The 15365-nt window shown below is 68.0% G+C and carries 14 protein-coding genes; 2 read left to right on the top strand and 12 right to left on the bottom strand.

Annotated elements, in window-relative coordinates; translation table 11 throughout:
- Positions 1 to 294 precede the first annotated feature (294 nt).
- On the bottom strand, positions 295 to 1218 hold the full coding sequence (locus G7B67_RS03225; protein WP_243412226.1) for a phosphate/phosphite/phosphonate ABC transporter substrate-binding protein: 924 nt from the start codon (positions 1216 to 1218) through the stop codon (positions 295 to 297).
- A gap of 34 nt (positions 1219 to 1252) precedes the next feature.
- On the bottom strand, positions 1253 to 2086 hold the full coding sequence (locus tag G7B67_RS03220) for an RNA methyltransferase (RefSeq protein WP_166207767.1): 834 nt from the start codon (positions 2084 to 2086) through the stop codon (positions 1253 to 1255).
- Between the two features lie 87 nt (positions 2087 to 2173).
- On the opposite strand from G7B67_RS03220, the gene G7B67_RS03215 reads away from it, so the two are divergent.
- Positions 2174 to 3004, top strand: a complete 831-nt coding sequence (locus tag G7B67_RS03215; protein ID WP_166207764.1) for an inositol monophosphatase family protein — start codon at positions 2174 to 2176, stop codon at positions 3002 to 3004.
- 162 nt (positions 3005 to 3166) lie between these two features.
- Here the strand turns inward: G7B67_RS03215 and secF are convergent, their stop codons facing one another.
- The 6 genes from secF to G7B67_RS03185 form a co-directional block, all read right to left on the bottom strand.
- Positions 3167 to 4120, bottom strand: a complete 954-nt coding sequence (secF, locus tag G7B67_RS03210; RefSeq protein WP_166207761.1) for a protein translocase subunit SecF — start codon at positions 4118 to 4120, stop codon at positions 3167 to 3169.
- A 13-nt stretch (positions 4121 to 4133) separates the two neighbouring features.
- Positions 4134 to 6002: a protein translocase subunit SecD gene (secD, locus tag G7B67_RS03205; protein ID WP_166207758.1), complete on the bottom strand. Its 1869-nt coding sequence runs from the start codon at positions 6000 to 6002 to the stop codon at positions 4134 to 4136.
- A gap of 70 nt (positions 6003 to 6072) precedes the next feature.
- Complete coding sequence (yajC, locus tag G7B67_RS03200; RefSeq protein ID WP_166207753.1) at positions 6073 to 6423, bottom strand: preprotein translocase subunit YajC; 351 nt, start codon at positions 6421 to 6423, stop codon at positions 6073 to 6075.
- Between the two features lie 128 nt (positions 6424 to 6551).
- Positions 6552 to 7694 carry a tRNA guanosine(34) transglycosylase Tgt gene (tgt, locus tag G7B67_RS03195; RefSeq protein ID WP_166207750.1) on the bottom strand — a complete coding sequence of 381 codons (1143 nt, stop codon included), beginning with the start codon at positions 7692 to 7694 and terminating at the stop codon, positions 6552 to 6554.
- Entirely contained in the window at positions 7691 to 8737 is a 1047-nt protein-coding gene (gene queA / locus G7B67_RS03190; RefSeq protein WP_243412225.1) for a tRNA preQ1(34) S-adenosylmethionine ribosyltransferase-isomerase QueA, read from the bottom strand. The genes tgt and queA overlap by 4 nt, the downstream gene beginning before the upstream one ends.
- Before the next feature lie 216 nt (positions 8738 to 8953).
- Entirely contained in the window at positions 8954 to 9385 is a 432-nt protein-coding gene (locus tag G7B67_RS03185; RefSeq protein ID WP_166207744.1) for an Lrp/AsnC family transcriptional regulator, read from the bottom strand.
- 134 nt (positions 9386 to 9519) lie between these two features.
- Here G7B67_RS03185 and G7B67_RS03180 point away from each other — a divergent pair, with 134 nt between their 5' ends.
- On the top strand, positions 9520 to 11028 hold the full coding sequence (locus G7B67_RS03180) for an aminotransferase class III-fold pyridoxal phosphate-dependent enzyme (protein WP_166207741.1): 1509 nt from the start codon (positions 9520 to 9522) through the stop codon (positions 11026 to 11028).
- A gap of 166 nt (positions 11029 to 11194) precedes the next feature.
- Here the strand turns inward: G7B67_RS03180 and G7B67_RS03175 are convergent, their stop codons facing one another.
- The 4 genes from G7B67_RS03175 to ggt form a co-directional block, all read right to left on the bottom strand.
- Entirely contained in the window at positions 11195 to 11581 is a 387-nt protein-coding gene (locus G7B67_RS03175; RefSeq protein ID WP_166207738.1) for an MAPEG family protein, read from the bottom strand.
- Between the two features lie 7 nt (positions 11582 to 11588).
- A complete protein-coding gene (locus tag G7B67_RS03170; protein WP_166207735.1) occupies positions 11589 to 12311 on the bottom strand; it encodes a TMEM43 family protein in 723 nt (240 codons plus the stop codon).
- Positions 12308 to 13198: an MBL fold metallo-hydrolase gene (locus G7B67_RS03165; protein ID WP_166207732.1), complete on the bottom strand. Its 891-nt coding sequence runs from the start codon at positions 13196 to 13198 to the stop codon at positions 12308 to 12310. Before G7B67_RS03165 ends, G7B67_RS03170 begins: the two co-directional genes overlap by 4 nt.
- Positions 13199 to 13661: 463 nt before the next feature.
- Positions 13662 to 15326: a gamma-glutamyltransferase gene (ggt, locus tag G7B67_RS03160; RefSeq protein ID WP_243412236.1), complete on the bottom strand. Its 1665-nt coding sequence runs from the start codon at positions 15324 to 15326 to the stop codon at positions 13662 to 13664.
- Positions 15327 to 15365: the final 39 nt, after the last annotated feature.

Raw genomic sequence — 15365 nt, 5'->3', positions numbered from 1 at the left:
CGACGTCCGGCTGGCGGCTGGCGTTGCGGGTGATCGCGCCGATCGCATCCAGGTCCAGGTAGTAAAGCGGGTTGGTCAGCGCATCGGCCAGCTGCACGACCGCCGCTTCCCCATGCAGGCGCAGCCGGTTGCTGACCAGCGTGCGCATCGAGGCGCGACTGACGCCGACCATCTCCTGCTGCACGCCCGACTGGCGCTGCAGCATCACCCCGACCACCGCCAGCATCAGCACCAGCGTTGCCACGACGAGGATCAGGAAGCGGGCGTGCAGGCCCTGGAGCTGGCGCGTCAACTTCACTCGACCTCCGCGCGCACGCGGTCGATGCCCGCGCGCAGACGGGCCAACTCCACGGCAGTCGGCGGGTCGATCACGAGGAAGCGCGTCGTGCCGGCGAATTGCAGCAAGGCCTCGCGCGCATCAGGATCCAGCGACGCGGCCAGCAGCACTTCGCGCAGGCGATCCCGCACCCTGGGGTCCAGGTCCGGGCGGGTGACTTCGATCGCCAACGGATAATCCGGGCTGGTTTCCATCACCTTGAGCGTGCGCCGCAGGCTGGTCGGCGTGAGCAGTGGATTGTCGAAGTCCGCCTGTCCCATCGCACCGGCATCGACCAGTCCGCGGCTGACCCAGGTCGCGATGTTGAGGTCGGATCCACCCAGCACGAAACCGACCGAACGCCCGTCCGGGCGGTCCATCGGCGACAGCAGCCGTTGCAGCGACATGCCGCGATCGAGCAGTTGCATCGCCGGGACGAAGTACGAGCCGGTCGTGCGAGCGTCGGTGAACGCGATGCTGTGCCCGCGCAGGTTGCGCAGGCCGGCGAGGCCGCTGTCGCGGCGCACGAAGAACACCGTATGGTCGCGGGCGCGGCCATTGCGCTCGCTGGCCAGCAATGGAGTCGCGTCGGCGCGCGTCTGCAACTGGAGACCCGCGCCTACGCTTCCGGTGACCCAGTCGACGCGCCCCCTGCGCAGGTAACTGCCCATCTGCTGCATGTCGCGCGCCATCAACAAGCGGCCCTCGCGGATGCCGACATCGGCCATGCGCGGCACCACGTAGTCCAGCAGGGGCTTGAGTTGGGCGTAATCGGCCTTGGGGTCGTCGCTCACGCAGCCCAGGACCAGGACATGCGGATCCCCAGCGGCAAACGCCGGCGCCAGCGCACTGACGGCCAGGCCGAACAGGCAGGCCAGGAGGCGTATCCGTATATGGCGCAAGGAAGTCCCGCTCGCGTGCAAGGCAGCGGCGAGCCTAGCCGATCCGCGGGTCTTCGGACAGCGCCCCGGAGGCTGCGCTTGCGTCGCGGGCCTGGGCCTGCCCAGCCAGCCGCGCCATGCGCTGGACATCGGCAAGGATGCCGCGCAGCAGGCGCACTTCGCGGGTGTCCAGTTGCGCGCGCAGGAACAGCCGGCGCAGCTTGCGCATCGCCGACTCCGGCGCCCGGCCCTTGTGGAAGTCGATCTCGTCCAGGGCCTGGCCCAGCTGCGCGAAGAGGCCCTCAAGCTCGGCATGCGCCGCCGCCGGCTCGTCCCGCGACGTGGCCTGCCCGGACTGGCTGCCGAGCAGCGCCATCCGCAACTCGTACGCCAGCACCTGGACGGCGGCGGCCAGGTTCAGCGAGCCGTAGTCGGGGTTGGCCGGGATGTGCACCGCGCCGTGGCACAGCTGCAGCTCGTCGTTGGTCAACCCGGTGCGCTCACGGCCGAAGACCAGCGCGACCTCGGACCCGGCCCTCGCCGCGCCGAGCGCGCGCGTCGCGGCCTCGCGCGGCGGCTGCTCGGTGAGCTGCACGCGCCGGCTGCGCGCGGTGCAGCCCAATGCCAGGTGGCAGTCCGCCAGCGCTTCGGCCAGGGTGTCGCAGACCTGCGCCGCGGCGAGCACGTCGTCGGCACCGGCCGCGAGCGCGTCGGCTTCCGCGTGCGGGAAGCGCGACGGGTCGACCAGCACCAGGCGCGCCAGCCCCATCGTCTTCATCGCCCGTGCGGCCGAACCGATGTTGCCTGGATGCTGGGTGCCCACCAGCACGATGCGAAGGCGCGCGAAGGGCGTGGGCGCCCATGGCGGCGCCGGGGAAAGGTCGCTCATGGCGGCAATGGTAAACTCCGCGCCCGGCTTCGGGCCGGCCTGCTCTTTCCATCGCCCAGAAACCCAACGCCCGGAGTCCGTCGCGTCATGCAGAAGCCTGCCGTCAATGTCATGGTCAAGGCGGCCCGCGCCGGCGGCAACATCCTGCTGCGGCACATGAACCGGCTCGATGCGATCGACGTGGTCGAGAAGGACCGCTTCGACTACGCCAGCGAGGTCGACCGCCTCGCCGAGGCCGAGATCATCAAGGAACTCAAGCGCGCCAACCCCGACTACGCGATCCTCGGCGAGGAAGGCGGCAAGCTCAAGGGCGTGCGCGACGGCGGCCGCTTCACCTGGGTCATCGATCCGCTGGACGGCACCAGCAACTACCTGCACGGCATCCCGCACTGGTGCGTGTCGATCGCACTGGTGGAGAACGGCGAGCCGCAGCACGGCGTCGTGTTCGATCCGCTGCGCAATGAACTGTTCACCGCCAGCAAGGGTTCGGGCACGGTGCTCAACGAGAAGCGCGTGCGCGTGAGCGAGCGCAGGGAATTGTCCGGCGCGATGCTGATCACCGGTTTCCCGCCGCGCGAACGCGCCCGCGCGGGATCCCAGCTCGAATGCGTGCGCGAGTTGTTGCGCGACGCCGAGGACATCCGCCGCACCGGTTCGGCCGCGCTGGACCTGGCCTGGGTCGCCTGTGGACGCGCGGACGGCTATTTCGAAGCCGGCCTGCAGCCTTGGGACATCGCCGCGGGCGTGCTGCTGGTGCGCGAAGCCGGTGGCCGTGTCTGTGACTATCGCGGCGCCTCGCTGGGCCGCATGGATGTCACCCCGACCGCCGGCAACCAGGTCATCGCCGGCGGCCTGAAGTTGGTCGAGCCGCTGCAGAAGACCATCGTGGGTTCGGGCTACGCCGCAAGCTTCGCCTGACGCCGGCCTGTTTCGCAGGAGCGGCTTTTTTCGTAGGAGCGGCTTCAGCCGCGAGCTCCCGGGCTCTTGCCACGGAGCTGCAAGAGCTCGCGGCTGAAGCCGCTTCTCCAAGCGGGCAAAAAAAAGGCCACGCGATGCGTGGCCTTTTGCTTTTCGCGGATCTCAGGGGCGCCTTGCCAGCGCCGCCTCGTCCTTCGCCTTCGGCATCAGGTCCTGCTTGGTGACGTGCATCAGCAGCAGCAGCGGGCAGGCGACGAAGATCGATGACAGGGTGCCGATCAGCACGCCGATGATCTGCGCTTCGGCCAGGCCGCGCAGCGAGGCGCCGCCGAACAGGTACAGCGCCAGCATGCTCAGGAACGCCACGAACGAGGTGATGATCGTGCGCGACAGAGTCTGGTTGACCGACTTGTTCATGATCTCGATCGGCGCCACGCGCATGCCGCGGAAGTTCTCGCGGACGCGGTCGAACACCACGATGGTGTCGTTGATCGAGAAGCCCATCACCGCCAGCACTCCGGCCAGCACGGTCAGGTCGAACTCGTGCCGGCTGACCGCGAACCAGCCACAGACCAGGATCACGTCGTGCAGGGTGGTGATGATCGCCGCGATCGCGAACTTCAGCTCGAATCGCATCGAGATGTAGACCAGGAACCCCAGCAGCACGAACAACAGCGCATACACGCCGTTGAGCGCCAGCTCCTTGCCGACCTGCGGGCCGACGAAGTCGCTCTTGGTCACCTTGGCCGGATTCTCCGGCGTCGACACCGCACGCACCACATCCTCGGCGGTGCGGCTGGCCGCGGTGCCGCCGGTCGCCGAACCCTTGGGTTGCAGGCGCACCAGCAGGTCGCTGCTGGAGCCGAAGCGCTGCACCTGCGCGTTCTCGAAGCCGCCCGCGGCCAGCCGCTGGCGGATCGCGTCGACATCGGCGGCCTTGGCGAACTTCAGCTCGGTGACGGTGCCGCCAGTGAAATCCAGTGCGAAGTTGAAGCTCTTCAGTGCCATCGCACCAATCGCGATCACCATGATCGCCGTGGCGATGCCGATCGAGATGTAGCGCAGCCGCATGAAGTCGATGTTGCTGTCATACGGGAACAGGTTGAACGGTTTCATCGTGTGCGTTCCCTTAGATCGCGATCGACTGCAGCTTGCGCCGGCGGCCGTAGATCAATGCGGCGATGCCGCGCGAGACCGAGACGGCCGTGTACATCGAGGTCACGATGCCGACGATCAGCGTCACCGCGAAGCCCTTGACCGGCCCGGTGCCGAAGGCGAACAGCGCCACGCCGGCCAGGATGGTGGTCATGTTGGCGTCCATGATGGTGCCGGTCGCGCGCTTGTAGCCTTCCGAGATCGCCGTCAATGGCGGCAATCCAAGCCGAAGGTCCTCGCGTATGCGTTCGTTGATAAGCACGTTGGCGTCGACCGACATGCCGACCGTCAGCGCGATGCCGGCAAGTCCCGGCAAGGTCATCGTCGCCCCCATGAACGACAGGATCGCCAGCACGACCAGCAGGTTCAGCAGCAGCGCCAGGCAGGTGATGATGCCGAACATGCGGTAGTAGATGAGGAAGAACACCAGCGCGAACAGGAACGAATAGCCCACCGCCTCGACGCCGCGCTGGATGTTCTCCGCACCCAGGCTGGGGCCGACGATGCGCTCCTCGACGAAGTCCATGGGCGCGGCGAGCGCGCCGGCGCGCAGCAGCAGCGCCAGGTCCGCGGCTTCCTTCGGGCTTTCCAGCCCGGTGGTCTGGAACTGCTTGCTGAAGACGCCCTGGATGGTGGCGACGTTGATCACCTGCTCGCTGGTGCGGATGGTCTTGACCTCCTGGCCGTTGACCTTCTTCACCTCGGGGATGCGCTCGATGTACACCACAGCCATCGGCTTGCCTACGTTCTGGCTGGTGTAGTCGAACATGCGCTGGCCGCCGACGCCGTTGAGCGTGATCGACACCATCGGGGTGCCCGACTGCGAGTCGTAGCCCGACTTGGCGTCGACCAGCTGCTCACCCGAGGCGATGACGCGCTTGTTGAGCAGGATCGGCACCGGCTTGCCGTCCGGGCCCAGTTCCTTGCGGTAATACACGCGTGCTTCGGGCGGGATGTTGCCGCTGGCCACGGCGTCGTAGGCGTTGCCTTCGACCACGCCGCGGTATTCCAGCGTCGCGGTGGCGCCGAGGATGCGCTTGGCCTGCGCGGTGTCCTGCACGCCGGGCAGCTCGACCACCACGCGGTCGTTGCCCTGGCGCTGGATCACCGGTTCGGCGACGCCCAGCTCATTGATGCGGTTGCGCAGGGTACCGACGTTGCGCTCGATCGCATCGGTGGTGATCTTGTCGATCTCCGACTGCGGCACCCGCACCACGATGCTGTTGCCGGCGACCTCGGTGCCCAGCGTGGGCATGTTCTTGGCGACCAGTGCTTGGGCATCGGCGATCGCCGCACCCGGGGCCAGCGTCACCACGATCGAGTTATCGGGCTTGCGCTCGACCGACTCGTAGCGGACGCGGTTCTCGCGCATCAGCACGCGCAGGTCTTCGGCGTAGGACTCGAAGCGCTTCTGCAGCGCGGCCTTCTGGTCGACCTGCATCAGGAAGTGGACGCCACCCTGCAGGTCCAGGCCCAGCAGCATCGGCCTTGCGCCCACCGCGCGCAGCCAGCCAGGCACCGTCGAGGCGAGGTTCAGCGCGACCACGTAGTTGCTGCCGACCGCGTCGCGCAGCACGTCCGAGGCGCGGATCTGCGCATCGGGCGTGGGCAGCCGCACCAGCAGTTCGCCGCCGCCCTGGATTTCGATCTTCTTCGGCGTGACGCCGGCCGCCTTGAGCGCGTCGGCGACGCGCGCCTGGAAGGCGGCGTCGACCTTGGCGCCACGGTTGGGCGTGATCTGGACCGAGGGATCCTGCGGATAGAGGTTGGGCAGCGAATACAGCGTGCTCAACAACAACACCAGCAGCGCGATGATGTACTTCGATCGACCGTAAACGAGCATCACGGAACCCCACGCGCGGCCCGCTGCCTGGAACGGCCGGGCCGGCGCATCAGTGGAAAAGAGGAAACGCTCAGGCGGACTTCAACGAGCCCTTGGGCAGAACAGTGGCGATCGCGCCCTTCTGCACGCGCACGCGGGTGTCGGCGGCGATCTCGACCAGCAGGAAGCTGTCACCGATCTCACGCACCACGCCGGCGATGCCGCCATTGGTGATCACCTCGTCGCCGACGCCGAGCTTGTCGAGCATCGCGCGGTGTTCCTTCTGCCGCTTCATCTGCGGGCGGATCATCAGGAAATACATCACGCCGATCAGGACCAGCGGCAGGAGCATGCCGCCCACGCCACCAAACATGCCGCCCGGAGCCGGGGCGGTGGCGGCCTGCGCGTAGGCGGGCGGAATCAGCAGGTCGAGCAGGGTCATCGATAGGTCCGGTCGCTAATTAACGGGGAATTATGCCATGCCGGCGCTCGCGTTCCGCCCCTGGAATGAGGCTCGGCGGGCGCCGGATGGAGGAGTGGGGGCGGCGGGGCCACCGCCCAAGCCCTGCCCTACGCCCCTTGCGGGGACCGGGCGATGCGGGCGGCGTGGAAGGAGTCGCGGAAGGCGGCGAAGGTTCCCTGCCCGATCGCGTCGCGCATCCTCGCCATCAGCGCTTCGTAGTACCAGAGGTTGTGCAGGGTGCCCAGGATCGGCGCCAGCATCTCGTTGCAGCGGTCCAGGTGGCGCAGGTAGGCGCGGGTATGGCCGTGGCGGCAGGTGTAGCAGCCACAGCCTTCCTCGATCGGGCGCAGGTCGCGCTCGTACTTCGCGTTGCGGATCCGCACCACCCCGGTGCTGGTGAAAAAATGGCCATTGCGCGCGTTGCGGGTGGGCATCACGCAATCGAACATGTCCACACCACGGGCGACGGCTTCCACCAGGTCTTCCGGGCGGCCGACGCCCATCAGGTAGCGCGGCCGGTCGTCCGGCAGCTGCGGCGCGGTGTGGTCGAGGGTGGCGTTGCGCTCCTGCTCGGTTTCACCCACTGCCAGGCCACCGATCGCATAGCCATCAAAACCAATCGCCTTCAGCCCCTCGGCCGATCGCGTGCGCAGGTCACGGTGCACGCCGCCCTGGACGATGCCGAACAATGCGGCGTCGTTGCCTTCGTGCGCGCGCTTGCTGCGCTGCGCCCAGCGCAGCGACAACTCCATCGACCGGGCGACGACATCAGCGCCGACCGGCGCGCCGTCGACCTGCACCGGTGGGCATTCGTCGAAGATCATCACCACGTCCGAGCCCAGCACGCGCTGGATGCGCATGCTTTCCTCGGGGCCCAGGAAGACAGTCGAGCCGTCGGTCGGTGCATTGAAGGTGACGCCGGCCTCGCTGATCCTGCGCCGGTGCGCCAGCGAGAACACCTGGAAGCCGCCTGAGTCGGTCAGGATCGGCCCGTCCCAGCCGGTGAAACCATGCAGGCCGCCGTGGGCTTCGATGACGTCGAGCCCGGGCCGCAGGAACAGGTGAAACGTGTTGCCGAGGATCATCTCGGCGCCCAGTGCGCGCAGCTGTTCCGGCAGCACGCCCTTGACCGAGCCGTAAGTGCCGACCGGCATGAAGGTCGGCGTTTCCACCGTGCCGCGCGGGAAGGTCATGCGCCCGCGGCGCGCGGCGCCATCGGTGCCCAGCAGTTCGAAGGCCATGCGGCTCATGCCGACGCCCCCTGCCCCGCCTGGGGGAACAGCAGCATCGCGTCGCCATACGAGAAAAAACGGTAGCGCTGCGCGATCGCATGCGCGTACGCCTCGAAGATCCGCTCCTTGCCCGCGAAGGCAGAGACGAGCATCAGCAACGTGCTTTCCGGCAGGTGGAAGTTGGTCAGCAGCGCGTCGATGCTGCGCACGCGCACGCCTGGCAGGATGAAGATGCTGGTATCGCCGGCGTAAGGCCGCAGTTCGCCGCCCTGCATCGCGCTTTCCAGCGCGCGCACGACCGTGGTGCCGACCGCGATCACGCGCCCGCCGCGTTCGCGCGTGCGGCGCACGTTCGCCACCAGGTCGGCGTCCACGTTCAGCCATTCACTGTGCATGCGGTGCTGGTCGAGGTCGTCGACCCGGACCGGCTGGAAGGTGCCTGCGCCGACATGCAGGGTCACGTGGCCGGATTCGATCCCGCGCGCGGCGAGGGCGGCGAGCAGGGCTTCGTCGAAATGCAGGCCCGCCGTCGGCGCCGCCACCGCGCCCGGTGCGCGTGCGAAGACCGTCTGATAACGCGACGCATCCTCGGCCCCGGGCGCGCGATGGATGTACGGCGGCAGCGGCAACTGGCCGGCCTGCTGCAGCCAGTCCTCCAGCGCGCCTTCGACGTGGAAGCGCAACTGGTAGAACTCGCCCTCGCGACCGAGCACCTCGACCTCGCCGCCGGCATCGAGCTGGATCCGACTGCCGGCCCGCGGCGTCTTGCTGGCGCCGATCTGCGCGCGCGCCTCGTTTCCGGGCAGCAGCCGCTCAATCAGGATTTCCACGCGCCCGCCGCTGGCCTTGGCGCCGTGCAGGCGCGCCGGGATCACCCGGGTGTCGTTGAACACCAGCAGGTCGCCGGGCTCTAGCAACGGCGGCAGGTCACGGATTCCGAGGTCACCCAAGGGCATTGGCGCCGGCGGCACCACCAGCAAACGGCTCGCCGAGCGCTCGGGCAGCGGCGCCTGGGCGATGAGCTCGGGCGGCAACGCGTAGTGGAAGTCGGACTTCTTCACGGATTTCGGCGGCGCGATGGGAACCGCGGATTGTAGTTGCCCGGGTAAGGTCGCAGCCGCATCCGGGTGGATTGCAAAGCACCCCGGGTGCGCTGCACTTACCCGGGCTACGACATGACCCGTAGTAGCCCGGATAAGGCGCAGCCACATCCGGGGCGGGTTGCAAGGCGTCCCGCGTGCGCTGCGCTTACCCGGGCGACGTCGCTCCGCGGATCCTCAGCGCTCGAATTTCGCCGACAGGATGATCGACGAGGTGGTGCGCTCGACGCCTTCGATCGCACCGATGCGGTCGGTCAGTTCATCCATCTCGCCGATCCCCGGCACCACCCCCAGCGCGACCAGGTCGAACGGGCCGCTGACCGAATGCAGCGTGCGCACCTGCGGCATCGCGTGCAGCGCGCGGACCACGGCCGCCATCTGCCGCGGCAGCACGGTGATCATGATGTGGGCACGGATGTGGCCGCGCTCGGCCTCGTCGCTGACGCGCACGGTGTAGCCGGTGATCAGGCCCTGTCGCTCCAGCCGCTCGATCCGGCTCTGCACGGTCGTACGCGACAGGCCCAGCCGTCGGGCGAGCTCGGCGGTCGGGGCCCGGGCGTTCTCGCGAAGCAGCGACAGGAGCTGCTGGTCGGTCGGGGTGATCGGCATTGTGCTGTCCCGCCTTCGGCAGATCGCCGAAACGCGATGTTATTCCGCGCGGATTGCCGCTGTCTATCGACGATTCGATCCGGATAATAGAGGGCATCGCCGTTCCAGCACCCGTTCCAGCACCGGAGGATCCCATGACCCACGCAACCGGCCTTGCCGCCCGCCTGGCGCCGCTGCGCGCCCACACCGGTGCCCGCCGCACCTCCGGCCTGGACGACGCCACCCTGGAGCGCTTCGCCGCCAGTCATCCGGACCTGGTGGAAGCGGTCGATGCCGCCGTCGCCGAACACGCGCGCGTCGCGGCCGAATTCCCCGAGCTGTTGGACCTGGACGAAATCGAGCAGGCGCATCGCATCCAGGGCGGCTACGTCAATTTCTATTCCGACGACACGGTCAACCCGTATGTCGCGCTGGTCGCGCGCGGCCCTTGGATCGTCACCCTCAATGGCGCGGTGCTCCACGACTCGGGCGGCTACGGCATGCTCGGCCTGGGCCACACGCCCAGGCGGGTGCTCGATGCGATGGCCAAACCGCAGGTGATGGCCAACATCATGACCCCCAACCTGTCGCAGCTGCGCTTCGACCGCGCACTGCGCGCCGAGGTTGGACACAGCCGCGGCGGCTGTCCGTATGCGAAGTTCCTGTGCCTGAACTCGGGCTCCGAATCGGTGTCGCTCGCCTCGCGCATCGCCGACGTCAACTCCAAGCTGATGACCGACGCCGGCGGCCGCCATGCGGGCCGCACGATCAAGCGGCTGGTGGTGAAGGGCAGCTTCCACGGCCGCACCGAGCGCCCGGCGCTTTTCTCCGACTCCTCACGCAAGACCTACATCCAGCACCTGGCCAGCTTCCGCGGCGAGGACAGCATGCTCACCGTGGAGCCTTACGACGTCGACGCGCTGAAGAAGATCTTCAGCGATGCCGAGCGCAACGGCTGGTTCATCGAAGCGATGTTCCTGGAACCGGTGATGGGCGAAGGCGATCCCGGCCGTTCGGTCCCGGTCGCGTTCTACAACGCGGCGCGCGAACTGACGAAGGCGCATGGCTCGCTGCTGCTGGTCGACTCGATCCAGGCCGGCCTGCGCGCCAATGGCGTGCTGTCGATCGTCGACTACCCCGGCTTCGAAGGGATCGAGGCGCCCGACATGGAGACCTATTCCAAGGCGCTCAACGCCGGCCAGTACCCGCTGTCGGTGCTCGCCGTCACCCAGCACGCCGCCGGCCTCTATCGCAAGGGCGTCTACGGCAACACCATGACCACCAACCCGCGCGCGCTCGACGTCGCCTGCGCGGTGCTGGAGCAGATCACCCCGGAGCTGCGCGCCAATATCCGCACGCGCGGCCAGCAGGCGATTGCGATGCTCGAAGCGCTCAAGGCCGAACTCGGCGGCCTGATCACCAAGGTCCAGGGCACCGGCCTGCTGTTCTCCTGCGAGCTTGCACCGCAGTTCAAGGGCTATGGCACCGGCTCGACCGAGGAATGGCTGCGCGAACGTGGCATGGGCGTGATCCATGGCGGCGCCAATTCGCTGCGCTTCACCCCGCATTTCGCGATCGGCGAGGACGAGCTGCAGCTGATGGTCGACCTGGTCCGGCGCTCGCTGCTCGAGGGCCCGCGCCAGCAACAGGCTGCAGCCGCCTGACGCGCGCCTTGCGGGGAGAAGGCCGGGGATTCCCGGCCTTTTTCATGCCTCGCGGGAACTCGCGGCTGAAGCCGCTCCTACCAAAGCGGCACCGCGCAACCTGCGCTAGCTGGCAGGAGCGCCTCCAGGCGCGAGCTCTTCGGACGTAAACCCTGGCTCCCCCCCCTCACCCAACGGCGAGCCACACCCCGGCCACCGCCATGGCCAGCAGCACCAGCCAGGTCAGCGCGGTCCCAAAGAACCTGCCGACGCTGTAGCCGCCCGTGCGCGACAGGCCGATCGCATGCATGACGCGTCCGAGCAGCAGCGCGCTGCCGAATCCCCAGAGCCAGCCGGCCGGCAACCCGGCCAGTTCGAGCAGCGCCAGCAACAGCAACGCGATCGGCGCGTGTTCGATGAAATTTCCATGCACGCGGATCTTGCGGTTCAGGACCTGGTCGCCGCCATCGCCCAATCCGATGCGTTGGCCATGCCGATGCCGGGAGATACGCGCGAGCAGCACCAGCATCAGCAACACGTGCAGCGAAGCGAACAGCAATGCGATGCGGGGCATGGGGGCCTCAGCGGGGTTGACGACGGCGCCACGCGACCAGCGCGGCGATGCAGAGTAGCAAGGCTGCGATCGCGGCTGGCCACCACCAGCGACGCTGAGATGGCGCGTCAGTGGGTACGGATTCGTTGACATCGGTATCCGCTGCGGCAATGGCTGCAGACGGCGGTCGGGAGCGCAGTTGCCAGCGCCCGTCGCGCAGTTCGATGCGGCCGTCCAGCGGCGGCAGGATCAGTTCACGCCAATGCACCCGCAAGTCCCCGATGCGCGGCTCCAGGGGGTTCTCCGCACTTCCCAGGCCATCGCCCTCCGGCTGGAAGGTCGCGGCGAGATTACCCGGAAGCGCCGAGAAACTCGGGCGGAATGCCTGCCAGCGTCCCAGCAACGTGATGACCGCCGGATCCAGCGGCTTGCCGTCGACGGTGATCGCAGCCGCAAGCCAGCGCCGACTGCGCAGCGGGATCGCGGGTGGATTCCGGCGATCGACATCGAAGCGTGTCGAATCGATCGGCTGCTCGCTCCACACGCGCCAATAGCCTGCCTGCCGACGCTGCCATTGCAGCATCTCGACCCGGCGCTCGAGGCCGAAGTGGCGCGCAACCACGCCGAATTCCGGATCGCGAACCGATTGCGCCGGCTGTGGCGCACCCAGCGGCACGTCCTGCGCCCGCGCCGTGGAGGGCAAGCACAGGCTGATGAGGACCGCAGCGGCAAACCACGCCGCGGGCTTCATGCAGCCAGCGCCCTGGCGTGCAGTTCCGCCATCTCGTGGGTGGTGGAAAACCGCCCCTTGTCGTCGCGGACCACCTGCGCCAGGGCGCATTCCGGATCGTGGGTGAAAAACAGATGCACGTTGCGCGCGAGCTTGTCCTCCAGGAACGCACGCTTCTCGTCGATCAGCAATTCCGCGCTGCGGTCGTAGCCCATGGTGATCGGCACATGCACCCAGGGCCGCCCGGGAATCAGATCGGCGCAGAAGACCACGCCGCCGTGATCCTCGCCATCCACGCGCTCGGGGCCGACGATTTCCGAAAGCATCAGGCCGGGCGTATGCCCGTCGCTGTAGTGGAAACGCACGGTCTCGCCCAGCGCGTTGGAATGGTCGCCTTCGACGATCTCGAGCCCGCCGCTGGCTTCGAGCAATGCCGGCAATTCGGGGATGAAGCTGGCGCGATCGCGCGCATGCGGATGTCGCGCGCGTTCCCAGCACCGCGCACTGACGAGATACGTCGCATTGGGAAACAGCAGTCGCGCCGGCTGGCCCTCCTGCCACGGCGCAAGCAACCCGCCGGCATGGTCGAAATGCAGGTGCGACAGCACCACGACGTCGATGTCTTCATGCGAAAACCCCGCCGCATGCAGGGAATCCAGCAACACATGCCGGTCTTCGACGACGCCGTAGCGTGCCCGCAGTTTCGGCTCGAAAAACGCCCCGATGCCGGTTTCGAACAGTACCGTCTTGCCATTGAGAGGGCTGGCGAGCAGCGCGCGGCAGGCCAGCGGGATGCGATTCTGGTCATCGGGGGCGATCCAGCCCGACCACACCGCACGCGGGGCATTGCCGAACATCGCCCCGCCATCGAGCTTCTGCGAATTGCCCAGGATCGACCAGAGTTTCATCGCCCGATTCTAGCGCCGCCCCGCCGCACCAGCATGAAGCGATCGCGACGAAGTCCAGCGCAATCCTGCTGGCCCTTGCGCCTGCAAGTCGCTCGCGCGGCCCAGGTCCCACCCTGCCCTGCTATCTCCTGCTCTTTCCCGCGTTGCCGGCTTTTGTCTGCTCTTGCCCCGCCCTGCCGTTGCTTTCTTGCGACTTAAAGGCCGCCGAGCATCGCAGGCGCGGGCGGCCGCAGAGGCGCCCATGTTTGAGCGCAGCGAGTTTGGGCGCCGTGCCGTCCGTGCCGAGACGCGCAGGGCGCCGGGACGGCTTCACCGTCCCGGCGGCTGTCAGGAGCAAACGGTTTTGGTGACTTTTGCCACGACAAACGTCACTCGCGCGAAGCGCGAAAGCCTTGGGCTTGATCTGGCGACGTCCGAAGGACGAGGTGCCGTCGCTATTGCTTAAGGAAGACCGCAGCAAAAACTAAGGCTGCAACAACACTCCCGCGCTGCCGATCGGATTGCGCGGATCGCTGCCGCCGGACAGCGTGTCGCTGCGCCGGTCCCATTCCACCGTCTGCAGGTTGCCCCAGGGCGGCTCGCCCGCATTCACCGCGTGGCCCATCGCCCGCAACGCCGCGACCGTACTCGGGTCCAGCGCCCCGGCTTCAGCCGAAATCACATCCGGCCACCACTGGTGGTGGAAGCGCGGCAGCGCGGCGACCTGTTGCGCGGACAGGCCATCGTCGTAGCCCAGGATGCCCAGCAGCACTTCGGTGATGATCCGGCTGCCGCCGGGCGCACCGAGGGCGATCACCTTGTCTGGCGATTCCATGAACGTCGGCGACATCGAACTGAGCATGCGCTTGCCCGGCTTGGGCGCGTTGGCGGCAAATCCCATCACGCCGAAGGCGTTGGGCGTGCCCGGCTTGAGCGCGAAATCATCCATCTCGTCGTTGAGCAGCACCCCGGTGCCCGGCGCCACCAGGCCGGAGCCGTAAAGCAGGTTCACCGTCTGCGTCGCCGACACGCGATTGCCTTCCCGGTCGATGATCGCGAAGTGCGTGGTCTCGTCGTCCTCCAGCGGCGCGGGCTGTGCGGACAGCAGTGCGCTTGGCGTCGCCTTGTCCGGATGGATCGTCGCCCGCAGGCCGGCGGCGTACAGCGGGCTCATCAGGCGCTCGATCGGCACGTCGACGAAATCCGGATCGCCGAGGTAGATCGTGCGATCGCGATACGCGCGCCGCATCGCTTCGACCAGGATGTGCACGCGATGGGCAGGGTCGAGTTCATGCAGGTCCCAGCCGGCGGCGATCTGCAGGATCTCCGCCAGCGCCACGCCACCCGAGGAAGGCGGCGGCGCGGTGGTGATGTCCCAGTCGTGGTAGCGGAACCGGAGCGGCGCGCGTTCGCGCACGCGGTAGCCGGCCAGTTCGGCCGCGGTCCACTGACCGCCTTCGTCGTGCACCGACCGGCGCAGCTTGTCGGCGATGTCGCCGCGATAGAAACCGTCGAATCCCTTGTCCGCCAGCAGTTCCAACGTGCGCGCAAGATCGGGCTGGCGGAAGGTTTCGCCCACCCGCGGCGGATCGCCGTCGGCCAGGTAAACCGCGCGGGTCCCGGGGTAGCGCTCCATCACGGCGCGCCGTTGTGCGTACCCCTTTTCCAGCCGCGCATAGACCGGGAAACCCTCGCGTGCGATGCGGATGGCGGGCGCCAGCGTCGTCTTCAGCGGCAGCCTGCCGTACTTGCCGGCCAGCTCCACCAGCGCGGCAGGGAGGCCGGGAATGCCCGCCGACCACGGGCCATTCTGCGAGCGGTTCGGATCCAGCGCGCCGTGGGCGTCGAGGTAGACCTTCGGCGTCACCGATTCGGGCGACACCTCGCGGGCGTCGAGGAAGATGTCCTTGCCGGTCTTCGCATCGTGCATCAGGAAGAAGCCGCCGCCGCCAAGGCCCGAACTGATTGGTTCGACCACCGAGAGCGTCGATGACACCGCAACGGCGGCATCGAAGGCATTGCCGCCTGCGCGCAGGATCTGCAATCCAGCGTCGGTGGCCATCGCATGGCCGCTCGCGACGGCCGCGCCCGGCGGGTGGATTGCGCGCGCCGGCGCCGGTGCCGGCACTGGCGCCGCGGCCGGCAAGATCGGATGAACACACGTCTGTACTCTAGTCACCGATGTTTC

Source organism: Cognatiluteimonas telluris, assembly GCF_011320095.1.
Classification (GTDB): domain Bacteria; phylum Pseudomonadota; class Gammaproteobacteria; order Xanthomonadales; family Xanthomonadaceae; genus Cognatiluteimonas; species Cognatiluteimonas telluris.
This window is presented reverse-complemented; position numbering and strand designations above follow the sequence as displayed.

Excerpts from the sequence above, each read along its gene's own strand:
- G7B67_RS03220 (WP_166207767.1), bottom strand. The coding sequence starts at position 2,086 with ATGAGCGACCTTTCCCCGGCGCCGCCATGGGCGCCCACGCCCTTCGCG.
- G7B67_RS03215 (WP_166207764.1), top strand. The coding sequence starts at position 2,174 with ATGCAGAAGCCTGCCGTCAATGTCATGGTCAAGGCGGCCCGCGCCGGC.
- secF (WP_166207761.1), bottom strand. The coding sequence starts at position 4,120 with ATGAAACCGTTCAACCTGTTCCCGTATGACAGCAACATCGACTTCATG.
- secD (WP_166207758.1), bottom strand. The coding sequence starts at position 6,002 with ATGCTCGTTTACGGTCGATCGAAGTACATCATCGCGCTGCTGGTGTTG.
- yajC (WP_166207753.1), bottom strand. The coding sequence starts at position 6,423 with ATGACCCTGCTCGACCTGCTGATTCCGCCCGCCTACGCGCAGGCCGCC.
- tgt (WP_166207750.1), bottom strand. The coding sequence starts at position 7,694 with ATGAGCCGCATGGCCTTCGAACTGCTGGGCACCGATGGCGCCGCGCGC.
- G7B67_RS03185 (WP_166207744.1), bottom strand. The coding sequence starts at position 9,385 with ATGCCGATCACCCCGACCGACCAGCAGCTCCTGTCGCTGCTTCGCGAG.
- G7B67_RS03180 (WP_166207741.1), top strand. The coding sequence starts at position 9,520 with ATGACCCACGCAACCGGCCTTGCCGCCCGCCTGGCGCCGCTGCGCGCC.
- G7B67_RS03175 (WP_166207738.1), bottom strand. The coding sequence starts at position 11,581 with ATGCCCCGCATCGCATTGCTGTTCGCTTCGCTGCACGTGTTGCTGATG.
- G7B67_RS03170 (WP_166207735.1), bottom strand. The coding sequence starts at position 12,311 with ATGAAGCCCGCGGCGTGGTTTGCCGCTGCGGTCCTCATCAGCCTGTGC.
- G7B67_RS03165 (WP_166207732.1), bottom strand. The coding sequence starts at position 13,198 with ATGAAACTCTGGTCGATCCTGGGCAATTCGCAGAAGCTCGATGGCGGG.